We start from the raw sequence: 23,809 nt of genomic DNA, 5'->3' as shown, positions 1-23,809 counted from the left end.
ATAGTTTTTGTGCTGAATAACAACTCTTTTGTGTTCCTCCAAAATTAGTGTTTGAAAATTTCTTGTATATACGTAGAAATACGTATTTTTAGTTTTATTTTTTTAACAAAAATTTGTCGTAAAACGTTACATAAAATAGTATCTTCGAATTTCAAAATGCTACAGATGATTGATTTTAAAAGGCTTTTAACGGTTTTTATTTTTCTTTTAGCTATTTCAGCTAAGGCAAATTTTATTTTGTTACCCATGGATGATGTTTCTCAAAAAAATCATCTGAAAGCTTATGGAATAACTTATTGGGCTTTGGATAAACAATATAAAGCTAGTTGGCTATTGAATTATCGTGGTGGTTCATTTCTTTTGCCCGATGCACCCGAAATAAGAAAAGAATGTCAAATTCGAGGTGTAAGTTTTGAACCGATTTCTGATGCTGAAGCCAATCAAATTTTTGAAGAAATTGCTTCGCCATCACAAAATATGGAAACTGTTGTTCTTGAAAAAGCACCAAAGATTGCGGTTTATACTCCAAAAGGAAAACAACCTTGGGATGATGCAGTAACAATGGTTTTGACCTATGCCGAAATTCCTTTTACACCAGTTTATGATGAAGAAGTACTTTCCGATCAATTGATTTTATACGATTGGTTGCATTTGCATCATGAGGATTTTACAGGACAATATGGAAAGTTTTTTGGCGCATATAGAAACGCACCTTGGTATATAGAACAAAAGAAAAATTCTGAAGCTATGGCAGCAAAATTGGGTTTTCCTAAAGTTTCCGAAGAGAAATTGGCAGTTGCCAAAAAGATTAGAGATTTTGTAATTGGCGGCGGATTTATGTTTGCCATGTGTTCTGCAACGGATAGTTTTGATATTGCACTTTCTGCCGAAGGTGTTGATATTTGTGAACCAATGTTTGATGGTGATGCAAGCGAAGCTAATTATCAATCGAAAATAGATTATTCGCGAACGTTTGCTTTCAAGGATTTTATTTTAGAAAGAAGACCAGAAAAATATGAATTCTCCGATATTGATACAACTGAAAAACGCCGAATTCCAATGGAGAAAGATTATTTCACTTTAATGGAATTTTCAGCAAAATGGGATGTAATTCCAAGTATGTTGTGCCAAAATCATACCCAATTGGTTAAAGGTTTTATGGGACAAACTACCGCTTTTGATAGAAGTTTAGTCAAAACAAATGTATTGGTTTTAGGCGAAAATCAATTAAATGAAGAAGCACGATACATTCATGGTCAACGTGGAAAAGGTTTTTTTACGTTTTTTGGTGGTCATGATCCCGAGGATTATCAACACAGAGTAGGCGATGAGCCAACCGTTTTAGACTTGCATCCAACATCGCCAGGATTTCGCTTGATTTTGAATAACGTGTTATTTCCAGCTGCAAAAAAGAAACCGCAGAAAACGTAGTTTTTTTAAATGAAAACATTCCAAAAACTTATAAGGATAGAAAGAATACTTATAATTAGAATTATGAGAGAGATTATTAAGTAAATTTTGTTTTCCTTTTTTTTGTAGGCTTTGAATATAAAATAACCTGAAACTAAAGATGCTAATAAAAAGTAATATTTAAAGGAATAACTCAACTCAATTATCCAAAATAAAGCTTTTGTCTTTCCATCAGCATTTATGTATTGTAATGCAATTGATTTATTTATAGAAATAAGAAAAAGTATTACAAAAATACTTAATGTTGAAGAAATTATACTGTAATACTTTTTCAATTTTTTTTCTTTTTATTTATTATTTTCAATCACGTAGTTCAATACTTTTTGGATTAGATGTACTCGATCTTTTCCAATAACGTTGTGTTTATGCATTGGATAAGGGAAATAATCCACTTGTTTACCAGTTTCTACGAACTTTTTAACCAAAGCTAGATTGTGTTGTTCTACCACAACATCGTCGTTTGTTCCATGAATTAATAGTAGTTTTCCTTTTAAATCTTTCGCATAATTGGTTACGTTGGCTTCGTCAAATCCTTTTTGGTTTTCGGCTGGCGTATCCATATAGCGTTCGCCATACATGATTTCATACCATTTCCAATCGATAACTGGTCCGCCAGCAACACCAACTTTAAAAGCATCAGGTTTTCTCGTCATTAACGACGTTGTCATAAATCCACCGTAACTCCAACCGTAAACCGCTAGACGATTTCCGTCAACATAAGGCAAAGATTTTAAATATTCTACGCCTTTCATTTGGTCGTCGATTTCGTTGTTTCCTAGTTTGCCATGGATTACGCTTTCAAAGGCAAATCCGCGATTGTCTGAACCTCGATTGTCAACGGTAAATACCAAATAACCTTGTTCTGCCATCCAATACATCCAAAGATTTGCGCCATCCAAATAGGAATTGGTAATCATTTGCGCATGCGGTCCGCCATAAACGTAAACCAAAACGGGATATTTTTTAGTAGCGTCAAAATTGCTCGGTTTGATTAAACGTGTGTATAAATCGGTTGTTCCGTCGGCAGCTTTGATGGTTTTGATTTCGGCAGTTCCAATTTCGTAACCTTCATATTTATTTTTGCTTTCTAATAAAGTTTTTGCTTTTAAATTTTTGTCATACAACAATGATTTTGAAGGTGTTGAATGATTTGAATATTCGTCAAAAAACCAATTTCCATCGGTTGAAATTACTACATTGTGAACACCTTCGTCTTTGGTAATCAAAGTTTGTTTTCCTTTTAAGTCAACTTTGTAAGCCAACATATTGATCCCTTTTTCGCCTGTTGCTTTGAAATAAATTTCGGTTCCAGCTGGATTTGCTCCGATGATTTCGCGAGTTGGGAATTTATTGGTAGTCAATTGTTTGATTAATTTTCCGTCGATAGAGTAGTAGTAAAGATTGTTAAAACCGTCTTTTTCAGAAATCCAAACGAAGTTGTTCGATTTACTATTTGGGAAAAATGCAGCATGTTCTGGTTCAACCCATTTTGAGTTTTTTTCGTTGAAAAGTGTTCTGACAAAGTTTCCTGTGGCAGTTTCGTATAAATTCAAATTCATATCGTTTTGACCACGATTTAACTCGGCAATCAACACATATTTTTCATCAGGTGTGAAAGCTAAGTTGGTAAGATAATCATCCGCATTGTTTTTTGGTGCAATAAAAACCGTTTTTCCTGATGCCAAATTATAAATACCAACTCTTGGTTTTTCTGATTTTTGACCAATCATTGGATATTTTATATTGACTAATTTTCCTGGAGTTTCATTTATGTCAAGCAAAGGATAATCGGCAACATCGGTTTCGTCTTTTTGGTAAAATGCTAAAAAAGATGATTTTGGCGACCAAAATATTCCTCCGGAAATACCAAATTCATTTCTAGAAATCGATTGTCCTGAAACGATATTTTTATCGGAATTATTGGTAACAGCAATTTTTTCTTTCTTATCGTTTATAAAAAACAAATTGTTTCCTTCAGTGAATGCAAGGTTTTTGAATGCACTATCAAAAGTTTGATTTTCGCCATTTTCTGGAGATTCCACAATACTTTTCCCTGATTTTGATGTCAAATTATAGCTATATGATTTTCCGTTTTCAGTAACTAAAATCGTATTGGCATCAATCCATTGAACACCAAAGAAATTTTTCAGTTTAGTTCCTAATGCTGCGTTTAAGTCAGCTAAAGTTGTTAATTCAGAAGTTTTAGCATCGGCAGTTGTTGCAGTCATCATTTTGGTCCAAGCATCTGTGTAATACACATATTTGTTGGTGTTTGGTATCCATTGAAAACCGGTTAGTTTGTCGGCTCCAAATTTTCTTCCTTGTTGAAGCACTGATTCTTCAAGCGTGATTTTTTTTAGTTGACCAAATGCGTTGATACTTAAAAACGCTATTAGTATTGCAATTTTTTTATTCATAAAATGAGCTTTGTTTGTTTTGGGTAAATATAAAAAAATACGGATTATATAGTTCTAAAATAGTGTTAATCCTTTCTATAAAAACGAAATCCCAAACTCTACTGAATTTGGGATTTATCGCTTATTTTGAATTAATAAATTAAACTTCTTCGTTTTCTTTGTCTAAATATTCTTGAACTATTCCAATGGCGTTGGTAACAACATCGCTCAAAGCCGTGATAAACGAACCATCTTGTGCACTGTTGATAGCGTGTTTTATCGCTTCGGTTTCCTTTGGAATTATTTCATAGGTAACTTCTTTGTTAGCATCATTGATACCTTCCATAATTAAACCAATGATTTCTTCTTCGGTTCTGCCACGAAGGTGTTTTTCTTGGCGAATGATAATGTGGTCAAACATTCTAGCTGCAATGGTTGCGCATTCTTTGATATCTTCATCACGACGATCACCAACTCCAGCAATAATTCCGATTTTTTTGGTTGCTTCAACTGTTGATAAATATTCTTCAACACCTCTATATCCAGAAGCATTATGCGCAAAATCGATTAAAACTTTAAAACGTTTGAAATCAAAAATATTCATTCTTCCTGGTGTTTGTGCTGCACTCGGAATAAATGTTTGTAGCGATAAACTAATGTCGTCGGTTTTAAAACCTTGCAGATATGCTGCTAATGTTGCTGCTAAAACATTCGCAATCATAAATTTTGCTTTTCCTCCAAGCGTCAACGGAACGTGAGTTGCTCTTTCCACACGAATTTTCCATTCACCTTTTTTGATGGTAATAAATCCGTTTTCATAAACCGCAACAATTTTTCCTTCCTTAGCAAATTGTTTCACTTTAGGATTGTCTTCGTTCATTGCAAAATAAGCAATGTTGCAACTTAATTCATTTGCTATTTTCAAACATTGTTCGTCTTCGGCGTTTAAAATTGCCCAACCGTCTTTTTTAACGCTACGAACTACAACGCTTTTTACTCGAGCTAAATCGTCCAAAGTATGAATATCAGATAATCCTAAATGATCTTCCTGAATATTAGTAATCACCGCAATATCACATCGGCTGAAACCTAATCCGGCACGAAGAATTCCACCACGAGCTGTTTCTAGAACAGCAAATTCTACCGTTGGATCTTTTAGAATATATTCAGCTGAAATTGGTCCAGTTGTATCACCTTTTTCCAGCATGTGATTTTGTACATAAATTCCATCCGAAGTAGTGAAACCAACACGATAACCGTTGTTTTTTACGATATGTGCAATCAATCGAGTAGTAGTAGTTTTTCCATTAGTTCCTGTTACAGCAATAATTGGAATTCTACTTGGTTTTCCCGGTGGATAAAGCATATCGATTACTGGCGCAGCAACGTTTCTTGGTAAACCTTCGCTTGGCGCTAAGTGCATTCTAAAACCTGGTGCAGCGTTTACTTCAAGAATACAACCTCCGTTTTCTTTCAACGGTTGGGTTAAGTTTTCCGCCATAATATCAACACCACAAATGTCTAATCCAATTACTCTGGAAATACGTTCGCAAAGGAAAATATTTTCGGGATGCATCATATCGGTAACGTCTACTGAAGTTCCGCCTGTACTTAAATTTGCAGTTGATTTTAAGTAAACGATTTCTCCTTTATTTGGAACAGTTTCTAACGTATAATTTAATTTTTCCAGTAAATCCATAGTATCACGGTCAACATCAATTTGAGTTAATACATTTTCGTGTCCGTAACCACGTCTTGGATCACGATTGGTTTCTTCAATTAATTGTTGAATGGTTTGTGTTCCATCGCCTTTTACGTGAGCTGGTTCTCTTTTTGCAGCAGCAACTAATTTATTATCAATGATTAAAACTCTGAAATCAAATCCTGTGATGAATTTTTCAACAATTACTCTGCGGCTGTATTTTTTAGCATAAGCCAATCCTTCCACAGCATCTTCCCAAGTTTTTACGTTAATTGATGCACCTTTTCCGTGGTTTCCATCCAAAGGTTTAATCACAATTGGGTAACCAATTTTTTTGATTACACCTTCTAAATCTTCTTCGTCAACACAAATTCCACCGCTGGCAACAGGAATGGATGCCATGTCGAGCATTCGTTTGGTTTCTTCTTTGTTACAAGCAATGTCAACGGCGATATTACTGGTTTTACAAGTTATTGTCGCTTGAAAACGCATTTGATTTACGCCATAACCCAATTGTACTAAGGAATTAGTTCCTAATCTAATCCAAGGAATATCTCGAGCTACAGCTTCGTCAACAATACTTCCGGTTGATGGACCAAGACGAACGCGTTCGCGAATTTCACGCATTTTTTGAATATCGGCTTCAACGTCATATTCTGTTCCAGCAATTAAAGCTTCGGCAATGGCAACAGCGCTTTCCGCGGCAAAAAGTCCAACGCTTTCTTCTACATAACTGAAAACTACATTATAAATTCCGGGTGTTTTGGTTTCGCGCGTTCTTCCAAAACCAGTTTCCATTCCGGCAAGGGTTTGAATTTCTAGTGCAATATGTTCGATAACATGTCCCATCCAAGTTCCACGCTCGATGCGGGAAAAGAAACCTCCGCGAGTTCCTTCGGAGCAACGATGCTCAATCATGGTTGGAAACATGGCTTCGATGCGTTCACGAAAACCTTCGATTTTATTGGTTGGAAATTGTTCCATTTCTTCCAAATCTAATCGCATTTGGATTAATTTTTTTCTTTGAACACTCCAAATGTTTGGTCCGCGAAGCGCTTGTATTTTATCGATTTTCATAATAAAATGGGTTGATTTTGTTTTTGGTGTAATGATTTTGTTAAAAATAGGGAAATTTTACTTTTAAATTCAAATTTTTTTAAGAAAATCGGGATAATATTGTTGTTGTTTGATTTTTTGTATTGAAAATCAAAAGTATATAAAAGTGCTATGGCTTATTTTTAGCCCTGATAGAAATGGAAATCCTTTTGTTTTTAAATTTTGTCCTTCGACAAGCTCAGGATAACAAAATTTAAAAGCAAAAGATTGAAATGGATAGCAGGAAAATGGATTGCTGAACGGAACGAAAGTTTACGCTTCTTGAATAAACTGAATGATTTTTTGGTATAAATCGTGATCGTGCAAGCTGTGACCAAGTCCTTTTGTTTCGATGTAAATGGCATTTTTCCAGTGGGAAGCGTATTTTTTTCCTTCTTCTACCAATACGATTTTATCATCGATATCGTGCGCAATAAATGCTTTTTGGGGAAAGTTTTGAGCAAAATTATGTGCTTTGAATTCGTCGATATGAATATTGAACTTTTCCTGATAATAATTTTCTAGGCGATTTTTGATTTTTTTGTTCAAACTCAACATGGAAACAAAGTTGTTGCTGATGATTTTGAAATCGGATGGCGCGCCGAGAAGGACGACTTTTTCGATGTTTGGATTGCCAAATTTATGCAGATAATAGCTGATTGCCGCGCCGCCAACGGAATGACCGATGATGATTTTTGGGCTGTATTTTTTGGTTAATGTATTGATATATTCTGCATATTTTGGTGCGTTGAACTCTTTTCCAGTGGTTAATCCGTGAGCTGGCGCATCGATGGCGATGATGGTTTTTCCTAACGGTTTTAAATGGTTTAGCATTTTTTTCCAGCGCGAAGCATTGCTTTCCCAACCGTGAACGAGCAGAATTATTTCGTCGTTTCCACGCCAAATGTAGGTTTGAAAAGTGTGATCATCATGTTGAAAGGTTTCTTTCTCGGTGTTGATGAGTGTTTTGGGTAATTGATTTGGGTTTAGCTTTCCTTTTCGAGGTTGGCTAAAAAGTTGGTAGGCAATTTGTTTTGCCTTTTCTGGTTTTATGAAACTCAATAGATTTAGGTAGAAACCTATTGATTTTGTGAGTATGAGAAATTGTATTTTTTTCATAAAAAAATCCCGAATTAATCGGGATTTGAGTTATTTAGATTTTAGCAAATAATTGCTCCATTTTGTCTTTTTCTTCTTGAGCTAAAGCGGCATCAACCAAAATTCTACCAGAATGCTCGTCAGTGATGATTTTTTTGCGGGCTGCAATTTCAACCTGAGTTTGTGGCGGAATAGTGAAGAATGAACCTGCAGATGCGCCACGCTCGATAGAAACCACTGCTAATCCGTTGATTACACTTTTACGAATTCTTTTGTAAGCGGCTAATAAACGCTCCTCGATTTGAGCCTCATATTCTGCTGATTTTTCAATTAAAAAAGCTTCTTCTTTTTGAGTTTCCGCCATGATGTCGTTTAACTCTGCTTTTTTATGTTTTAAATGCGTTGATTTTTGCTCTAATTTTTCTTTAGAATTTGAGATTACTTCTTTCTTGTGCTCGATAGAAGCTTTCATTTCACGGATTTGTTTTTCCGCTAATTGGATTTCTAATTCTTGGAATTCAATTTCTTTAGTTAACGAGTTGAATTCTCTGTTGTTGCGAACATTTTTTTGTTGTTCAGCATATCTTTTGATTGAAGCTTGGTGTTCTTCAATTGAATTTTTCTTTGATTTGATTTGCTCTTCAATAGCAACTAAATCAGTTTTTAATTTGTCCAAACGAGTAGTTAAACCCGCTACTTCATCTTCTAAATCTTCAACTTCTAGTGGCAATTCACCTCTAACATTTCTGATTTCGTCAATTCTTGAATCGATTAATTGTAAATCATACAGCGCTCTTAATTTGTCTTCAACGCTCAATTCTTTTGTAGTAGCCATATATTATAAGTACTTAACTGGGTTTGTATTTTCTTCTGATAAAACGACTGCAAAATTAGTAATTTTTTCTTTAAGAAAATCAACAATATAATTTTTTGTAAATCTTTCGCTTTCATAATGACCAATATCGGCTAAAACGATTTGATTTTCAGCTTGGTAGAAGTCGTGGTATTTTAAATCAGCTGTTAAATAAACATCTGCGCCAGAGTGTTTTGCGTTTTTTATAGCAAAACTTCCCGAACCGCCAAGAACGGCGACTTTTTTTACAGATTTGTTCAATAATTCCGAATGACGGATTGCGCCACATTGCATTTTGGTTTTTACAAAATGTAAAAATTCGGTTTCATTCATTGGGTTTTCTAATTCGCCAATCATTCCCAAACCTATATTTTGATGTGCATTTTGCAAAGCATAAATTTCATAGGCAACTTCTTCATAAACATGATTACTGAACAAAGCTTTCAGGATTTTGGATTGCAAATGTTTTTCAAAAGTAACTTCGATTTTGATTTCTTGTGTTTCAACAAATTCAAATCGTTCGCCAATTTCGGGATTGCTGTTTTCGTTACCCATATAAGTTCCAATGCCTTGTGAGTTGAAGCTACAGTCTTCATAATTCCCTATTTTTCCAGCACCAGCATCAAATAATGCGTTGCGAAGTTTTTCGGCATTTTCGGGAATGGTATAGGTAACGAGTTTTTGAATAAAGTTTTGTTTTGGTACTAAAACTTTGTTATTTGTTAAACCTAAAGCATCGCAGAAAATTTTATTTACACCATTTTTATGATTGTCCAAAGCGGTATGAACGGCATAAATGGCAATATCGTTTTTGATGGCTTTGATTATCGATTTTTCGACATAATCTTTACCCGTGATTTTTTTTAATCCACTGAAAAGAATAGGATGGAAGCAAACGACTAAGTTGCAATTTTTGGCAATAGCTTCGTCGATTACAGTTTCTAAAGCATCGTGGCAAACGAGAATTCCTGAAATTTCGGTTTCGGTATTTCCAACGAGCAAGCCAACGTTGTCAAAATCTTCAGCATACGCCAAAGGTGCCATTTCTTCAAGGATATTTATGATTTGTTTTAGTTTCATTGTTGGTTTTGTATTTTAATCAAGTATTCCATTCGTTCAAAGTTTCTTTAATTGTCCAAATGCCGTTTATTTTTTCAAAAAGAAAATAGCTTCCGCTGTTGTGTTCGACATTTCGGTAAAAAGCGACTTTCACTAAGCAATAATTAGTAGCAAAATAGATTGGTTTGCTTACAATCATCAAGCGTTGGTTGTTTTGCGTATGCGCGCTTGAAACTTTTTGAAAGTCTTCGAGCGAATAACAGTTTTGCACTTTACTTTTTAAATATTGGTTTTGATTAGTGAAAAGGATTTCAAATTCTTTGTCCCAATTTTCTTGAATGGTGATGTCGATTTGTTTTTTTATTGCAGCCGAATTTTTCTTTAATAATTCGTGATTGTTAATGACTTCAAGAACTTCTTCGTTGTTCGGCGCTTTGTTGCAATAGAAACCTAATAATTGTAAACGGTTTTTAACGATGGGTTTTTCATTGGCATAATATTTTGATAATAAAATTTTTAGCAATGCGGTATTGTCATTTTCTTGCGAAAAACCCATTTGAAAGCAAAACAAAAATCCGAGTAAAAGTTTATAATCTAATCTCATTTCTAAAAAATATTAGCATTCCAAAGATAAAAAATTATACTTTCGTACTATGATTTTAATTCGAAAGTTACTTTTTCCTTTTGCGATTCTCTATGGATTGATAACTTCCATTCGTAATTTTCTGTATGATAAAGGAATTTTTAAATCCTATTCGTTTGATGTTCCGATTATTGCCGTTGGAAATTTAAGCGTTGGTGGAACAGGAAAAACACCTCAAATAGAATATTTAATCCGATTGCTTTCTCCTATATATAAGGTTGCGGTTTTAAGTCGTGGTTATAAGCGAAAATCGGAAGGATTTATTTTGGCAGATGAAAAAGCAACGGCTGAAATTTTGGGCGATGAACCGTTTCAAATGTTTCAAAAGTTTCCCGAAGTTCAATTTGCTGTGGATGCTAATAGACGTAACGGAATTTCAAATCTTTTGGCACAAAAAGAAAAACCGGAAGTAATTTTATTGGACGATGCTTTTCAACATCGAAAAGTAAAAGCTGGATTTTATATTATGCTTACTTCGTATGGCGATTTATTTTGTGATGATTATATGTTGCCAACGGGAAATCTTCGCGAAAGTAGAAATGGCGCCAAACGAGCTGATGTTATTATTGTGACCAAATGTCCTTCGAATATTACTGAAGCTGAACAAATAGCTATTAAAAAGAAAATTGGGTTAGATAAAACGATACTTTTCAGTTATATCAATTATGACGAAAAAGTGTATGGAATTGATAATGAATTTTCGGTGGAAGAAATTAAACTTAAAGATAAATTGCTATTGGCAGGAATAGCCAATCCAACGTCTTTTTTCAATTATTTACAAAAAGAGAATGATTGTTTGGTTGTTTTTCCCGATCATCATCATTTTACAGAAAATGATTGTAAAGAAATTATTCAAAAAGCTAATGGCAGCATAATTGTAACTACTGAGAAGGATTTTGTCAGACTTAAAAATCATCTATCAATACCATCATTATATTATCTTCCCATAAAAAGTATAATCATTGCTAATGAAGAACTTGATAAACGAATTTTAAACTTCGTGAATAACAACTCATTGATTTGATATAATTTTAAATAAATAATTAAAACTCCAACTTATTGATTTTTCAATAAGTTGGAGTTTTTTTATTTCTTGTTTTTAAGATTTTTCTTAAAATAACATGCTTTTTAGTTGTAAGTTGTTGGTTAAATATGTAATATGTTAAAATTTTGGTTAATTTTTTTATATTCGTTAATCATAACAGTGATTAATCACGTTTTCCAGTATACAATTATAACACAGAATTTAGATGAGTAAAAGCGATACTATTTTAATTGTAGAAGACGAGATGATTATTGCGGCTAATATTTCGTTACAATTAACGCAACTTGGTTACAATGTAATTGATATTATTCCACGAGCTGAAGAGGTTTTACCAAAGTTAAAACAACAAATTCCAGATATTATTTTATTGGATATCAATCTTAAAGGAGATTTAGATGGAATAGAATTGGCACATCTTATCCAAAAAGAATATAAAATTCCAATCATATTTCTTACCGCTAATGCCGATGAAGTTCATTTTAATAGAGCGAAAACGACAAATCCCTATGGATTTATAAGCAAACCGTTTAAAAAACTAGATTTACAACGTGCCATAGAATTGGTTTTAATTCGAATTCAGGAGGAAAAAATGAACAATCCTAATGAAACGGAAACGTTTGTTATAAGCGATTCAATATTTGTAAGAAGTCACGATAAAATGATTAAGATAAATATAAACGACATCCTATTCATTGAAGCGGAACGCAATTATTGTAAAATTCACTGCAAAGAGAAAGAACATTTAATAGTGAGTACGCTTAAAGATTTAGAAGATAAATTGAATGTAAAAAGCTTTCTTCGTGTACATCGTTCGTTCATTATTAATATGCATCATATAGATGAAATTGCATCAAGCCATATCGTTATTGCTAAGAAAGCAATTCCTGTTACTGCCGAATTAAAGAAGCAATTACTACTTCACATACAAAAAGTATAATTTTAAAAATAATGATGAAATTTAAACTGTTTGCACTCGTTATACTACCTTTTTTTGTTTACAGTCAGGATTCTAATTTAGCAGATTTGGAACAAAAATTGTCTTCTGAAAAAAATCAAACTAAGAAGTTAGAAATGATCTACGAAAAGGCTAATGTTATATATCAAAATGATATGAAGCAAGGTTTGATTTTGATTAAAAAGGGAACCAAACTCGCAGACGATTTAAAAGATAAAAATTGGCAACCAAAGTTTTATGAAGCAGAAGGACGAATGCATGCTAATTTACTTCAGTTAGACTCGGCAAATTTCTTTTTTGAAAAAGCGATGAAAGGATACAAAGCCGTTAACGATATAAAAGGACAAGCTACTACATCTTTTAAAATGGCATGGGTTTTAAAAAAGAATGGTGATTTTGAAAAAGCATTGGAGAAGGATATTGCTGCCTTAAAATTAATGGAAAAGATTGATGATAAAGCAGGCATTTGTAACGCAATGACAAGAATTTCGTGGGATTTAACTAAGCAAAACAGATTGAAGGAAGCTTTAGTATATGCCGAAAAGGCAATTAAAATGGCTGAAGAACACCACTTAACATCTGAGTTTTTTTATGTTTATAATAATGCTGGAGACGTTGCTATTGCAATGCAAAAGAATCAATTATCATTGGATTATTTTAACAAAGCGGCAGCTATTGTAAAGGAGCAAAATTTAGGACAAACGGCATTGGTTGACATTGGCAATAGCCAAGGAAATGCACTAAAAAAGTTAGGTAGATACGATGAAGCCATTCGTTTCTATACTAATTGTTTAAAAATGGCGAAAGAAATCAATTACCAAAACGGAATTAATGCAGTAACAGCCAATTTAGGCGAAATTAATTTGCTAGTAGGTAATTACAAAGAAGCTCTTAAATATCAATTAGAAACAATTCGGTTGCAAGAAGCGAATAATGATATTACTAATTTAATCGAAAATTACCATCATGCCAGTACGATATACAAAAATCTAAATGATTTTGAGCGCGCTTTAGATTACAAACAAAAAGCCTATGATTTAAAAGATAGTATTGGTTCAATAGAAAGCGATGCTAAAATGTCGGAGCTTTTAACCAAATACGAAACACAAAAAAAAGAGGAAACAATAGCGTTTCAAGAAGCTAAAATATCCCAACAAAAATTGGTGCAATATCTTGGGATTGTTGTTGTGTCGCTTCTCCTAGGTTTACTTGTCTTTGCATATATAAGTTATAAAAATAGAAGTAGAAGTAATCGATTGTTAGCTCAAAAAAATGCGGAAAACGAACTTCTTCTCAAAGAAATTCATCATAGAGTGAAAAATAATCTCGAAATTGTATCAGGTTTACTAGCATTGCAATCGTCACAAATTGATGATGAAAAAACAAAACAAGCTATGACTGAAGGTCAAAACCGCGTGAACTCTATTGGTATAGTGCATCAAAAATTATATCAAGGCTCAAACCTTGGTGCAATAGAAATGAAAGAGTATTTTTTGAATCTAGGTGAAAATATTCTCGACTGTTTTGGTGCTTCAAAACGCATCGATTTAAAATTAGCGATGGATAATCTCGATTTAGACATTGATACAGCCGTTCCGTTGGGTTTAATTGTAAATGAAGTATTGACAAATGCAGTGAAATATGCTTTTCCAGAAAATAAAAACGGAACGATTACGATTGAGCTTCAAAAACAAAATGATTCGATACTTCAATTAAAAGTTGCCGATGATGGTGTTGGTAAAGTTGGAATTACAAAAGGAACAGGTTTTGGAGGCCAACTAATTTCATTGTTAACGCAACAACTAAACGGAACAGTAAAAGAGGAAACAACGAATGGAACTACTCTAATTTTTGATTTCAAAATTTTAAATGCATCATAAATTTACTTCGGTAAAAAAAACACCTACTTCGGACAAATTTTAACCTATTTCGTCCTAACACATTTTATTTTCATAATGTTTCTCTTTTACTTAGATGTGAAATTTAGGCGATCATTTCTTGAATGTGGTACTAATTCATTTTTAAACAGAACAAATTTATTATTAATTCACTTTCTTCAAAGTTGAAGCACTTTGAGGTTTATTCAACAAGTAACTATTAATTATTAAAAATCAAAAATTATGAAAACAAAAAAATTATCTTTTAAAAACTCATTGCTAGTAGTGATGTTATTTATGTTCAGTTGTGCTACAACTTTTGCTCAGGATGCCATGTTTTATGTTGAGCAGTATTGGGTAAAGCCTTCTAAACAAGAAGATTTTGTAACAGCAAGAAAAGCTATATTAGCTGAATTTGAAAAACATAAATTTCCATTTTCTTCAAGTTTTTCGCATCTGTCAGATGGAAGTTCATTATCAATTTCTAGAATTAAAAATTATGCTGATTTAGATACCAATCCTTATAAAGAATTTTCTGAAAAAATTGGTGCTGCTAAATTTGCAAAACTATCGGAGGATTACAATAAATGTTTAAGTAGTGAAACGAACTTTATGCTTCATTATATAGCTGATTTAAGCTATACACCAAAAGGTGAAACCTATGAAGGATATAATTTTGCAGAAATTCGTTTTATTCACGTTCCACCTGGAGACGGAAAAAAGATTTATGATGCTATAAAATCTATTAAAGAGTCATTTGTTAAGCAAGGAGCTGTTGCAAACTTTACGATTTATAAAAGTGGTTTAGGTTGTCCTACAGAATATTATGCAATTGTTTTAAGTCAAAAAAATAGAGAAAGTCTTAGCAAAATGTTGAATGATAATTCTAAAGTAATTGGTGACGATGTCAAAACAGCAATCAAAAAATTATATGAAATGGGTTCTAAAATAGAGTATTTATATAGTTGGCATAAAGAAGATTTAAGTTATAAAGTTAAAAAATAATAATAAATTATCCTTATTTAAGTAAATATGAACCTGAATAGAATTTAAAATCTCTTTTAATTCTATGAATAAATTAAAAACAATTTTATTATGACAAAAATTTTATTTTTTTCGCTCTTCACAACTTTGCTGTTTTTTAGCAGTTGTAATAACAGTGACAAAACAACTGTTAAAAACAAAAATACTGAAACAACAGTTGCAAATTATCCTTATATCATTGACAAACCGGATAATTGGGAAACTGGTAGTACAGAAAATACAAAGTTGGCATTGACGGCATTAAAAGCTTGGGAAACTGGTAAAATGGACGAAGCAGTAAGTTATTTTGGAGATTCGATTCAAGTACGATTTGATGGCATGGACCAGAAAATGTCTAATGATCAACTAAAAGCTTTTTTCGGTCAGATTTGGAATAGTACATTTAAGATTTATATGAAAGATTGGAAATCGGTTCAATCTAAAGATAAAAGTAAAGCTTACGTAACCGTTTTTTACAGAGAAAGTTGGAAAGACGAAAAAGGAGTAACAGATTCTATTGATGCTGTCAATGATTTTGTAATAAAAGACGGTAAAATCGTACAATTAGATAATTATTTTAGAAAAATACACTAATGTGAATTTTTTTTAGTACACGACAAAAACTATATCTGCCACAGATGCACAGATTTATATTTTAAAATAGCTAAAATCACATAAATGACACAGATAATTTCGATTCGTCGAAATTATAAAGGCTTCAAAATTAAGTGCAAAGCATTTTTTTAATTATAACAATCAAATTTCATCTGTGAATCTGTGGCTAAAAACATAATAATCTTTGGTTTATTATTTTTGTCGTGTACTAAGGAATTTTATACATTACGATTTCTTATTGATTACAAGGCTAAATACAATATGTGGTTTGAGTTTGTTACTTTCTAAAAAAATAAAAAAAGTTGGCCATTAATGTTGAAAATACTTTTCTTTTTTACCAAAATCACTTAAACTCTCATTTTACATTTGATTGATTAAACATTTTGGAAAAATAATCTAAAAGCTCAGTGAGCAAAATCAGTTTGAGCTTTTGTTTTGTGCGCCAATATTTAAAAATTTATTGAAATTTAAAAGAAAATAAACATGTGGGAAAAAGTACAACAAACCGTTGCTTATGTTAAAGAGAAAACAAACCAGCGGAAGATGGGTTTTCCCATTAGTATTGGTATTGTATGTTATATTTCACTATTTGTATCTATTTCAAATTAGTTTTCCGTGGTGGGATTCTTTTACATCATGGTTTGTAAAATTACCACTTACATAAAATGAAAATATAAATATAAATGACCTATACTCAAAATAATGTTTAAAAAAAACTGTAATTTTAATCGTTAAATAAATTTGTAATTTAAAAATGAATAAAATGAGAAAATATAGTTTACTGTTGTTAGCTATTTTTGGGGCAAATAGTGTTAACGCTCAAGAAGACAAATACCTTTGGCTGGAAGACGTTGATGGTGAAAAATCACTCGAATTTGTAAATAAGCTAAACGATGCAACAGTAGAAAAACTAAGCAAGGAAAAAGATTATAAACTAATTTACGATAAAAGTTTAGAAATTTATAATTCTTCCGATAAAATTGCTTATCCTTCAATACAAGGCAATTATGTTTACAATTTTTGGAAAGACAAAAATCACGAAAGAGGAATTTGGCGAAGATGTTTATTATCCGATTATAAAAAAGGAAAATACAATTGGGAGACACTTTTAGACATTGATGAATTATCTAAAAAAGACAATAAAAAATGGGTATTCAAAGGTGCAAGCGGTTTGCGTCCTAATTATACTAAGTTTTTAGTTGGATTGTCAAACGGTGGAGGTGATGCTGTAATTATTAAAGAATTTGATGCCGATAAAAAACAATTTATCCAAAATGGATTTTATATGGAAGAAGCCAAAGGTTGGGCAAGTTATGTTGATGAAAATACAGTTGTTATTTCAACAAGTTTTGGCGAAGGAACAACCACAGATTCTGGTTATTCAAGGATGGCAAAATTATGGAAACGTGGAACTTTACTAAAAGATGCTCAATTAATTTATAAAGGAAAACAATCGGATGTAGGCGTTTGGAGTGGTGTATTTCACGATGAAAATAAAAGCTATGTTTATTTTTCGAGAGCTTTGACAATTTTTTCAACTCAAAAGCTATTTTGGCATAATAACAAAGTAATTGCACTAGACATTCCCGATGATTCTCAAATAAACGGCATCTTAAAAAATCAAATTATTGTTCAGTTAAAATCCGATTGGATTGTAAATACCAAAACCTATAAATCAGGAACTTTAATCAGTTTAAATTTAACCGAATTATTAAAGGGAAATAAACAAATTCAAGTCGTTATCGAACCCGATGAATTCTCTAGTATTGCAGGAGTTTCAACAACTAAAAATGATTTGATAGTTAATGTTTTAACCAATGTAACAAGTCAATTTTTTATATATTCATTTAACAATCAAAAATGGTCAAGTAAAAAAGTTGATGCACCTAATCTTGGAACACTTTCGATTGTAACTACCGATGAATCATCTGATGAATATTTTTTTAGCTTTCAAAATTTTATAACACCATCAACATTGTATGCAGCCAATACAAAGACTAGTGAAATGAAAGTTGTTAAATCGCTTCCAGCTTTTTTTGATGCAAGCAAATATGAAGTGAAGCAATTCAAAGCAAAATCAAAAGACGGAACATGGATACCTTATTTTATGGTTGCCGCAAAAGACTTAAAAACAGAAGGTAAAAATCCAACATTAATTTATGCTTATGGTGGATTTGAAGCATCAATGGAACCATTCTATACGTCTTCGTATGGCGTAGCATGGTTAGAAAATGGTGGTGTTTTTGTGTTGGCTAACATTCGTGGTGGTGGAGAATTTGGTCCAAAATGGCACCAAGACGGATTGAAAGAAAAGCGTCAAAATGTCTTTAACGATTTATATGCCGTTTCAGAAGATTTAATAGCTAAAAAAGTAACATCTCCTAAACATTTAGGAATTATGGGAGGAAGCAATGGTGGTTTACTTGTTGGTGTTGCTTTTACGCAACGACCTGAATTGTATAACGCAGTAGTTTGTGAAGTTCCTTTATTAGATATGCAACGCTATAACAAGCTTTTGGCTGGTGCAAGTTGGATGGGTGAATATGGAAATCCTGATATTCCAGAAGAATGGGATTATATTAAGAAATATTCTCCTTATCAAAATCTAAAACAAGGAGTAAATTATCCCGAAGTGTTCTTTACAACTTCCACTCGTGATGATAGAGTACATCCTGGTCATGCCCGAAAAATGGTAGCCAAAATGAACGATATGGGTTATAAAACTTTTTATTATGAAAATACCGAAGGTGGACATGCAGGTGCTTCAACCAATGATCAATCGGCAAAATTAAATGCGTTAACTTTTTCCTATTTATTAATGAAGTTGAAGTAAATTATAATATTTTTTTGGGGAAGTGTCACTAAGGCAATTGAAGACAAGACTTTATAGGTTCTGTTTTTTTAAATTGGATTAGTGGCATTTTTCTTTTTTGTTAAAACGATGCGAACTCTAATTATTTGTTTTACATTTGAAAAATTAAGTATTTTGAAAAATAAAAAATAAAGCTCAACGAGTAAAATCAGTTTGAGCTTTTGTTGTGTGTATAAATATTAAGAGTGAATTAGTTGAAAAATAAAATAGATTATAATATGTGGGAACAAGTACAGCAAACCGTTGAATATATAAAGAATAAAACAGGTTTCACTCCAGAATATGGTGTAATTCTAGGATCAGGATTAGGAAGTTTTACCGATGATATTGTTATAGAACATACTTTGCCATATAATGAAATTCCAAACTTTCCAGTTTCTACGGTTGAAGGTCATAAAGGTGCGTTGGTTTTTGGAACAATTGGCGATAAAAAAGTGGTAGCTATGCAAGGACGATTTCATTACTATGAAGGTTATGATATGAAACAAGTAACTTTTCCGGTTCGCGTGATGAAATATATTGGTGTAACTAAACTGATTGTTTCAAATGCTTCTGGTGGCGTTAATCCTAATTATAAAGTTGGCTCAATTGTTTTGATAAAAGATCATATCAACATGATGCCAGAACATCCGTTAAGAGGGAAAAATGACGAACGTTTTGGACCACGATTTGTTAACATGAGCGAACCGTATAGCCAAAAAATGATTGCAAAAGCAAGAGAATTGGCAAAAGAATTAAATATTGAAGTTCAAGATGGTGTTTATCTTGGTTTACAAGGACCAACTTTTGAAACGCTGGCCGAATATAGAATGGTGAAAGCACTTGGTGGCGATTGTGTTGGAATGTCAACCGTTCCCGAAGTTATTGTTTCTCGTCACATGGATTTAGAAACTTTTGGGCTATCGGTAATTACTGATATGGGTAACGAAGAAGCCATTGAAACTATTACTCATGAAGAAGTTCTTGAAGCAGCACGCGAAGCTGAACCTCATGTAAGACAGTTGATTAAGCAATTGATTTTGACTTACTAAGAACTTTGGCAATTACGTTATAAAAATTAACAGGATCAAAAGGTTTAGTAACTACATCATTCATTCCAAAAGAAAGCAATATATCCCGATTTTCATTTAGCGAAATAGCAGTTAAAGCGATAACCGGGATTTTTTTGTTGAATTTCCTAATTTCTTTAGTTGCAATTGTACCGTTGATACCAGGTAAATGAACATCCATCAAGATTAAATCAAAGTTATTTTCACTTCTAATGGCTTCAACAGCATCTTCACCATTGTCAATTATTGACGTAAGCATACCTTTTTTCTCCACCATTTTTTTGGTAATCATTTGGTTGATTTTGTTGTCTTCAACGATTAAAACGTGTTTGTTAGCCAAAATTTCTTCGTTGTAATCAAGCGGAATTTCAAGTTCTATTTCTTTTTCTAAATCAAATTTTCGAGTGCTAACTTTCATTTCCAAATCAAAATAGAAAGAAGAACCTTTGTTTAATTCACTTTGTAACGTTATCGAACCGCCAAGTAAATCGACTAATTTTTTTACAATGGCTAATCCTAAACCAGTTCCGCCATATTTTCGGTTGATTTCTATTGAACCTTGCGAAAAGCTGTCAAAAATGGTTTGTTGCTTTTCTGGCGCAATACCAATTCCTGTATCAATTACTTCAAAATGAATGGTTGCTACATTTTCGTTTATTCCAAAAAGTTCCACCAGTACTTTTACATCACCATTTTTAGTGAATTTTAAAGCATTGTTTATCAGATTAATAAAAATTTGTGAAAGTTTTGTTGGATCGCTTATAACAGCATTAGGAACTTTTTCGTCAATTTCTAATACAAAATTATTGTTGTTGACTTTTGCCAATTCTTGTAGCGAGTCTTTAATGTTTAGAAGCAAATCTTTTAAGTTAAAATCGATGTTTTCAACTTCAATGTTATTTGATTCTATTCGGTTGATTTCAAGAATTTCATTAATGAATGTCAATAGGTAATTTCCAGAAAATTTTAGCGAATTCAAATAGTGAATTTGGCTTTCTTTTGGATTTTCTTCTATCAATAAATGGGTAATTCCGTTGATGGCATTCAGTGGAGTTCTAAGTTCATGACTAACAGTTGATAAGAAATCGGCACGTGCTTGCGATGCTTTTTCGGCTTTTTCTTTTGCTATTTCTAGTTCGCTGTTTTTCTCTTGAAGTAATTTGTTTGACTGTGTTCTAATGATGTTGTTTTTGTATAATGACAAACTCAAAAGCGACAGAATTGAGATTAAAGCAATCGCTAAAATGGCAATCAACTTCATGAATTGATTTGTCTTTTGCTGTGCTTCGCTTTCTTTATTTAGTTGTGCAAATAAATCAATTCGTTCATTTTCTTTGATGGAATAATAATCGTTTGCATCAAGACGAATATTGTTCAATTTTGATAAACTATCTCTAAGCGTAACATGTTCTTTTAGATAACGATAGGAATCTTTTAGATTTAACAATTTGTCATTTGCTTTGCTTAGCGCATATAAAATTTTAATTCGCTGCTCAGTATTAACATCTATTTTGTTTTTTTCTAAAGCACGATTCAAATAATTAAGTGCAAGATTGTATCGATTATTTTTACTTTCAATTATTCCTAATTGATATAATGCTTCAGCTTTTGTTTTAAAACTATCTTGCGAATCGGGTTTAGAAATGATGTTGTTAAAAAGTTCTGTGGCTAATTTTACTTTGCCTTTTGTTTTGTAAATAATTCCTTTCTGTAAATCAATCAGTTCTTGATTTTCAATTTTCAAAGCACTATAAATTTCTTGCGATTTATTGATGTAAGCTTCTGCACGAACATATTCTTCTAAACTCATATGACACATTCCGAGTTTGTAATAACTCAAAGCAAGATCTGAGGAAATAGGTAAAGTAGAAAGCTCTTTTATGCTTTTTGAAAAGGCTGCAATCGCATCGTTTATTTTTTTAAGTTCAAAATAACTTGTTCCTAATGATGTGTAAGCCAGTGCTTTATTTTTAGCATCTTTGTTTTTTGAAGCAAACTCCAATGCATTATTAGCATTAGAAAGCGATAGCTTATAGTTGTTTTTTTGCTTATAAAAATCTGCCAATTTTATATAATAAGCTACACTGTCAATTTTATTGATAGCATTTTTTTGACCAAAAACGATGGTCGTGAAAAGAAGCAATAAGATGACTTTCTTCAATTTGTTTTAGATTTTAAAACAATAAATATAAAAAGATTATTTTTTTAACAAAACAATTAAATCAATTATTCGTGAAGAGTAGCCAATTTCGTTATCATACCAACCTACAACTTTGACCATTTTATCGATGACTGACGTTAATTGAGCATCAAAAAGACAGGAATTTCTGTTGCCTAAAATATCTACCGAAACAATTGGATCTTCAGTATAAGCAAGAATTCCCTTTAATTTGTTTTCTGAAGCTAATTTGAATGCATGATTGATTTCATCGATAGTAACTTCTTTTTTTACATAACAAGTGATGTCGGTTAGCGAACCATCGGGAACAGGAACACGAATTCCACTTCCACCAATTTTTCCATCCATTTCTGGAAAAATTTTTGTCAAAGCTTTTGCTGCTCCAGTTGTGGTTGGAACAATAGATTGGCTTGCTCCACGAGCACGGCGTAAATCTTTATGGGGTTGATCATGCAAACTTTGATCGGTGGTGTAGGAGTGAACCGTGGTTATATAAGCTTGTTCAATGCCACAAAGTTCGTTGATAACTTGTATCATTGGAGCAGCATTATTCGTAGTACAACTTGCATTTGAAACAATTAATTCTGTTCCGTCTAATATATTTTCATTTACACCAAGAACTACGGTTTTAATTTCGGGAACTTCGCTTGGAGCGGAAAGAATTACTCGCTTTGCACCAGCAATAATGTGTTTGTTGATTTCTTCAAATGTTTTGTATTTCCCCGTACTTTCAACAACAAAATCGATGTTTTTCCATTGCAAATTACTAATTTCTTTTTCGTGAAAGAAAGCATATTTTTTTCCATCAACGATAATATGATTTTCATCAAAAGTGACATCATATGGCAAAACACCGTGAATACTATCATACTTCGTTAAATGTGCCATCGTTCGATTGTCGGCAATGTCGTTGATAGCAACCACTTCAATATCAGGATGATTTAGTAGCAATCGAAATAAATTTCGTCCAATTCGCCCGAAACCGTTTATGGAAATAGTAATTTTAGAATTCATTGGGTTCAATATGTATCAAAACGTGACCTAATTGTGGAATTTTGGCACGCAATGTGTCTTTCAATAAATGAGCAATATCGTGACCTTCTTTTACAGAAATAGTAGCATCAACCGTTGCATGTAAATCCACATGATATTTCATTCCAGCTTTTCTGATGAAGCATTTTTCGGTATCAATTACGCCTTCAACTTGATGTGAAACTTCTCTAATTTCCAATATCAAATCATCATAGAGATGTTCGTCCATGATTTCGCCTAAAGCTGGTCTAAAAATCAAATAACTGTTGTAAAGAATAAATCCTGAGGCAAAAAGCGCAGCCCAATCATCGGCAGACTCGTAACCATCGCCAAAAATCAACGCTATCGATATTCCAATAAATGCTGCAACCGAAGTAATAGCATCGCTACGATGATGCCAAGCATCGGCTTTTAGTGAGGAACTATTGGTTTCAATACCGCGTTTCATCACTTTTCTAAACGAAAACTCTTTCCAAAGAATGATAATCGTTAGTATGATTAATGTCCAAGATTTTGGTGCTTCGTGTGGCGTTCTAATGTTTTCAATGCTTTCATAAGCAATTATGGTTGCTGAGGTTATCAAAAAACCAACCACGATAAACGTTATCAATGGCTCTGCTCTTCCATGACCATACGGATGATTTTCATCGGCAGGTTTGTTAGAATATTTTAAACCAAATAACACCAAGAAAGACGAAAAAATATCGGTAGTCGATTCAATCGCGTCAGCAATCAAGGCATAAGAATTCCCGAAAACTCCGGCTAAACCTTTTACCAAAGCCAAACCAGCATTTCCTATTAAACTAAAATAGGTTGCTTTTATAGCCGATTGTTCCTGCGTTATTT

At 32.7% G+C, this 23,809-nt stretch carries 17 protein-coding genes; 8 read left to right on the top strand and 9 right to left on the bottom strand.

Going from position 1 to position 23,809, the window contains the following annotated elements; genetic code table 11:
* Positions 1–165: 165 nt before the first annotated feature.
* Complete coding sequence (locus G6042_RS06175; RefSeq protein WP_169523433.1) at positions 166–1,431, top strand: asparagine synthetase B; 1,266 nt, start codon at positions 166–168, stop codon at positions 1,429–1,431.
* Positions 1,432–1,757: 326 nt separating this feature from the next.
* Here the strand turns inward: G6042_RS06175 and G6042_RS06170 are convergent, their stop codons facing one another.
* From G6042_RS06170 to G6042_RS06145, 6 genes are all read right to left on the bottom strand, one after another.
* Positions 1,758–3,887: a S9 family peptidase gene (locus G6042_RS06170; protein ID WP_169523432.1), complete on the bottom strand. Its 2,130-nt coding sequence runs from the start codon at positions 3,885–3,887 to the stop codon at positions 1,758–1,760.
* 139 nt (positions 3,888–4,026) lie between these two features.
* Positions 4,027–6,645 carry a cyanophycin synthetase gene (gene cphA / locus G6042_RS06165; protein ID WP_169523431.1) on the bottom strand — a complete coding sequence of 873 codons (2,619 nt, stop codon included), beginning with the start codon at positions 6,643–6,645 and terminating at the stop codon, positions 4,027–4,029.
* A gap of 291 nt (positions 6,646–6,936) precedes the next feature.
* Positions 6,937–7,725 carry an alpha/beta hydrolase gene (locus G6042_RS06160; RefSeq protein ID WP_317168053.1) on the bottom strand — a complete coding sequence of 263 codons (789 nt, stop codon included), beginning with the start codon at positions 7,723–7,725 and terminating at the stop codon, positions 6,937–6,939.
* A 91-nt stretch (positions 7,726–7,816) separates the two neighbouring features.
* A complete protein-coding gene (locus G6042_RS06155) occupies positions 7,817–8,596 on the bottom strand; it encodes a zinc ribbon domain-containing protein (RefSeq protein WP_169523429.1) in 780 nt (259 codons plus the stop codon).
* Positions 8,597–8,599: 3 nt separating this feature from the next.
* On the bottom strand, positions 8,600–9,694 hold the full coding sequence (locus G6042_RS06150; protein ID WP_169523428.1) for a Nif3-like dinuclear metal center hexameric protein: 1,095 nt from the start codon (positions 9,692–9,694) through the stop codon (positions 8,600–8,602).
* 19 nt (positions 9,695–9,713) lie between these two features.
* On the bottom strand, positions 9,714–10,277 hold the full coding sequence (locus G6042_RS06145) for a hypothetical protein (RefSeq protein WP_169523427.1): 564 nt from the start codon (positions 10,275–10,277) through the stop codon (positions 9,714–9,716).
* 49 nt (positions 10,278–10,326) lie between these two features.
* Between G6042_RS06145 and lpxK the strand changes: the two genes are divergently transcribed.
* The 7 genes from lpxK (at position 10,327) to G6042_RS06110 (ending at position 19,734) form a co-directional block, all read left to right on the top strand.
* Positions 10,327–11,340, top strand: a complete 1,014-nt coding sequence (gene lpxK / locus G6042_RS06140) for a tetraacyldisaccharide 4'-kinase (protein ID WP_169523426.1) — start codon at positions 10,327–10,329, stop codon at positions 11,338–11,340.
* Positions 11,341–11,566: 226 nt separating this feature from the next.
* Positions 11,567–12,298, top strand: coding sequence for a LytR/AlgR family response regulator transcription factor (locus G6042_RS06135; protein WP_169523425.1), 732 nt, complete (start codon positions 11,567–11,569; stop codon positions 12,296–12,298).
* An 11-nt stretch (positions 12,299–12,309) separates the two neighbouring features.
* On the top strand, positions 12,310–14,196 hold the full coding sequence (locus G6042_RS06130) for a tetratricopeptide repeat-containing sensor histidine kinase (protein WP_169523424.1): 1,887 nt from the start codon (positions 12,310–12,312) through the stop codon (positions 14,194–14,196).
* Between the two features lie 240 nt (positions 14,197–14,436).
* Entirely contained in the window at positions 14,437–15,198 is a 762-nt protein-coding gene (locus tag G6042_RS06125) for a hypothetical protein (protein WP_169523423.1), read from the top strand.
* Between the two features lie 90 nt (positions 15,199–15,288).
* On the top strand, positions 15,289–15,810 hold the full coding sequence (locus G6042_RS06120) for a nuclear transport factor 2-like protein (RefSeq protein WP_169523422.1): 522 nt from the start codon (positions 15,289–15,291) through the stop codon (positions 15,808–15,810).
* A 784-nt stretch (positions 15,811–16,594) separates the two neighbouring features.
* Positions 16,595–18,664: a prolyl oligopeptidase family serine peptidase gene (locus G6042_RS06115; protein WP_169523421.1), complete on the top strand. Its 2,070-nt coding sequence runs from the start codon at positions 16,595–16,597 to the stop codon at positions 18,662–18,664.
* A gap of 257 nt (positions 18,665–18,921) precedes the next feature.
* Positions 18,922–19,734: a purine-nucleoside phosphorylase gene (locus G6042_RS06110; RefSeq protein WP_169523535.1), complete on the top strand. Its 813-nt coding sequence runs from the start codon at positions 18,922–18,924 to the stop codon at positions 19,732–19,734.
* Here G6042_RS06110 and G6042_RS06105 read toward each other — a convergent pair.
* Genes G6042_RS06105 through G6042_RS06095 form a run of 3 tightly spaced genes read right to left on the bottom strand, consistent with a single transcriptional unit; the run spans position 19,709 to position 23,807 of the window.
* Positions 19,709–21,913 carry a tetratricopeptide repeat-containing hybrid sensor histidine kinase/response regulator gene (locus tag G6042_RS06105; RefSeq protein ID WP_169523420.1) on the bottom strand — a complete coding sequence of 735 codons (2,205 nt, stop codon included), beginning with the start codon at positions 21,911–21,913 and terminating at the stop codon, positions 19,709–19,711. The two genes, G6042_RS06110 and G6042_RS06105, sit on opposite strands and share 26 nt — an antisense overlap.
* A 36-nt stretch (positions 21,914–21,949) precedes the next feature.
* Complete coding sequence (gene gap / locus G6042_RS06100) at positions 21,950–22,945, bottom strand: type I glyceraldehyde-3-phosphate dehydrogenase (protein WP_169523419.1); 996 nt, start codon at positions 22,943–22,945, stop codon at positions 21,950–21,952.
* On the bottom strand, positions 22,935–23,807 hold the full coding sequence (locus tag G6042_RS06095; RefSeq protein ID WP_169523534.1) for a cation diffusion facilitator family transporter: 873 nt from the start codon (positions 23,805–23,807) through the stop codon (positions 22,935–22,937). The genes gap and G6042_RS06095 overlap by 11 nt, the downstream gene beginning before the upstream one ends.
* Positions 23,808–23,809: the final 2 nt, after the last annotated feature.

Origin of the sequence: Flavobacterium solisilvae, assembly GCF_012911605.1 — a bacterium.
In the GTDB taxonomy this organism is placed as follows: Bacteria; Bacteroidota; Bacteroidia; order Flavobacteriales; family Flavobacteriaceae; genus Flavobacterium; species Flavobacterium solisilvae.
The sequence above is the reverse complement of the archived record's forward strand: the minus strand, read 5'-3'. Positions and strand labels throughout refer to the sequence as shown.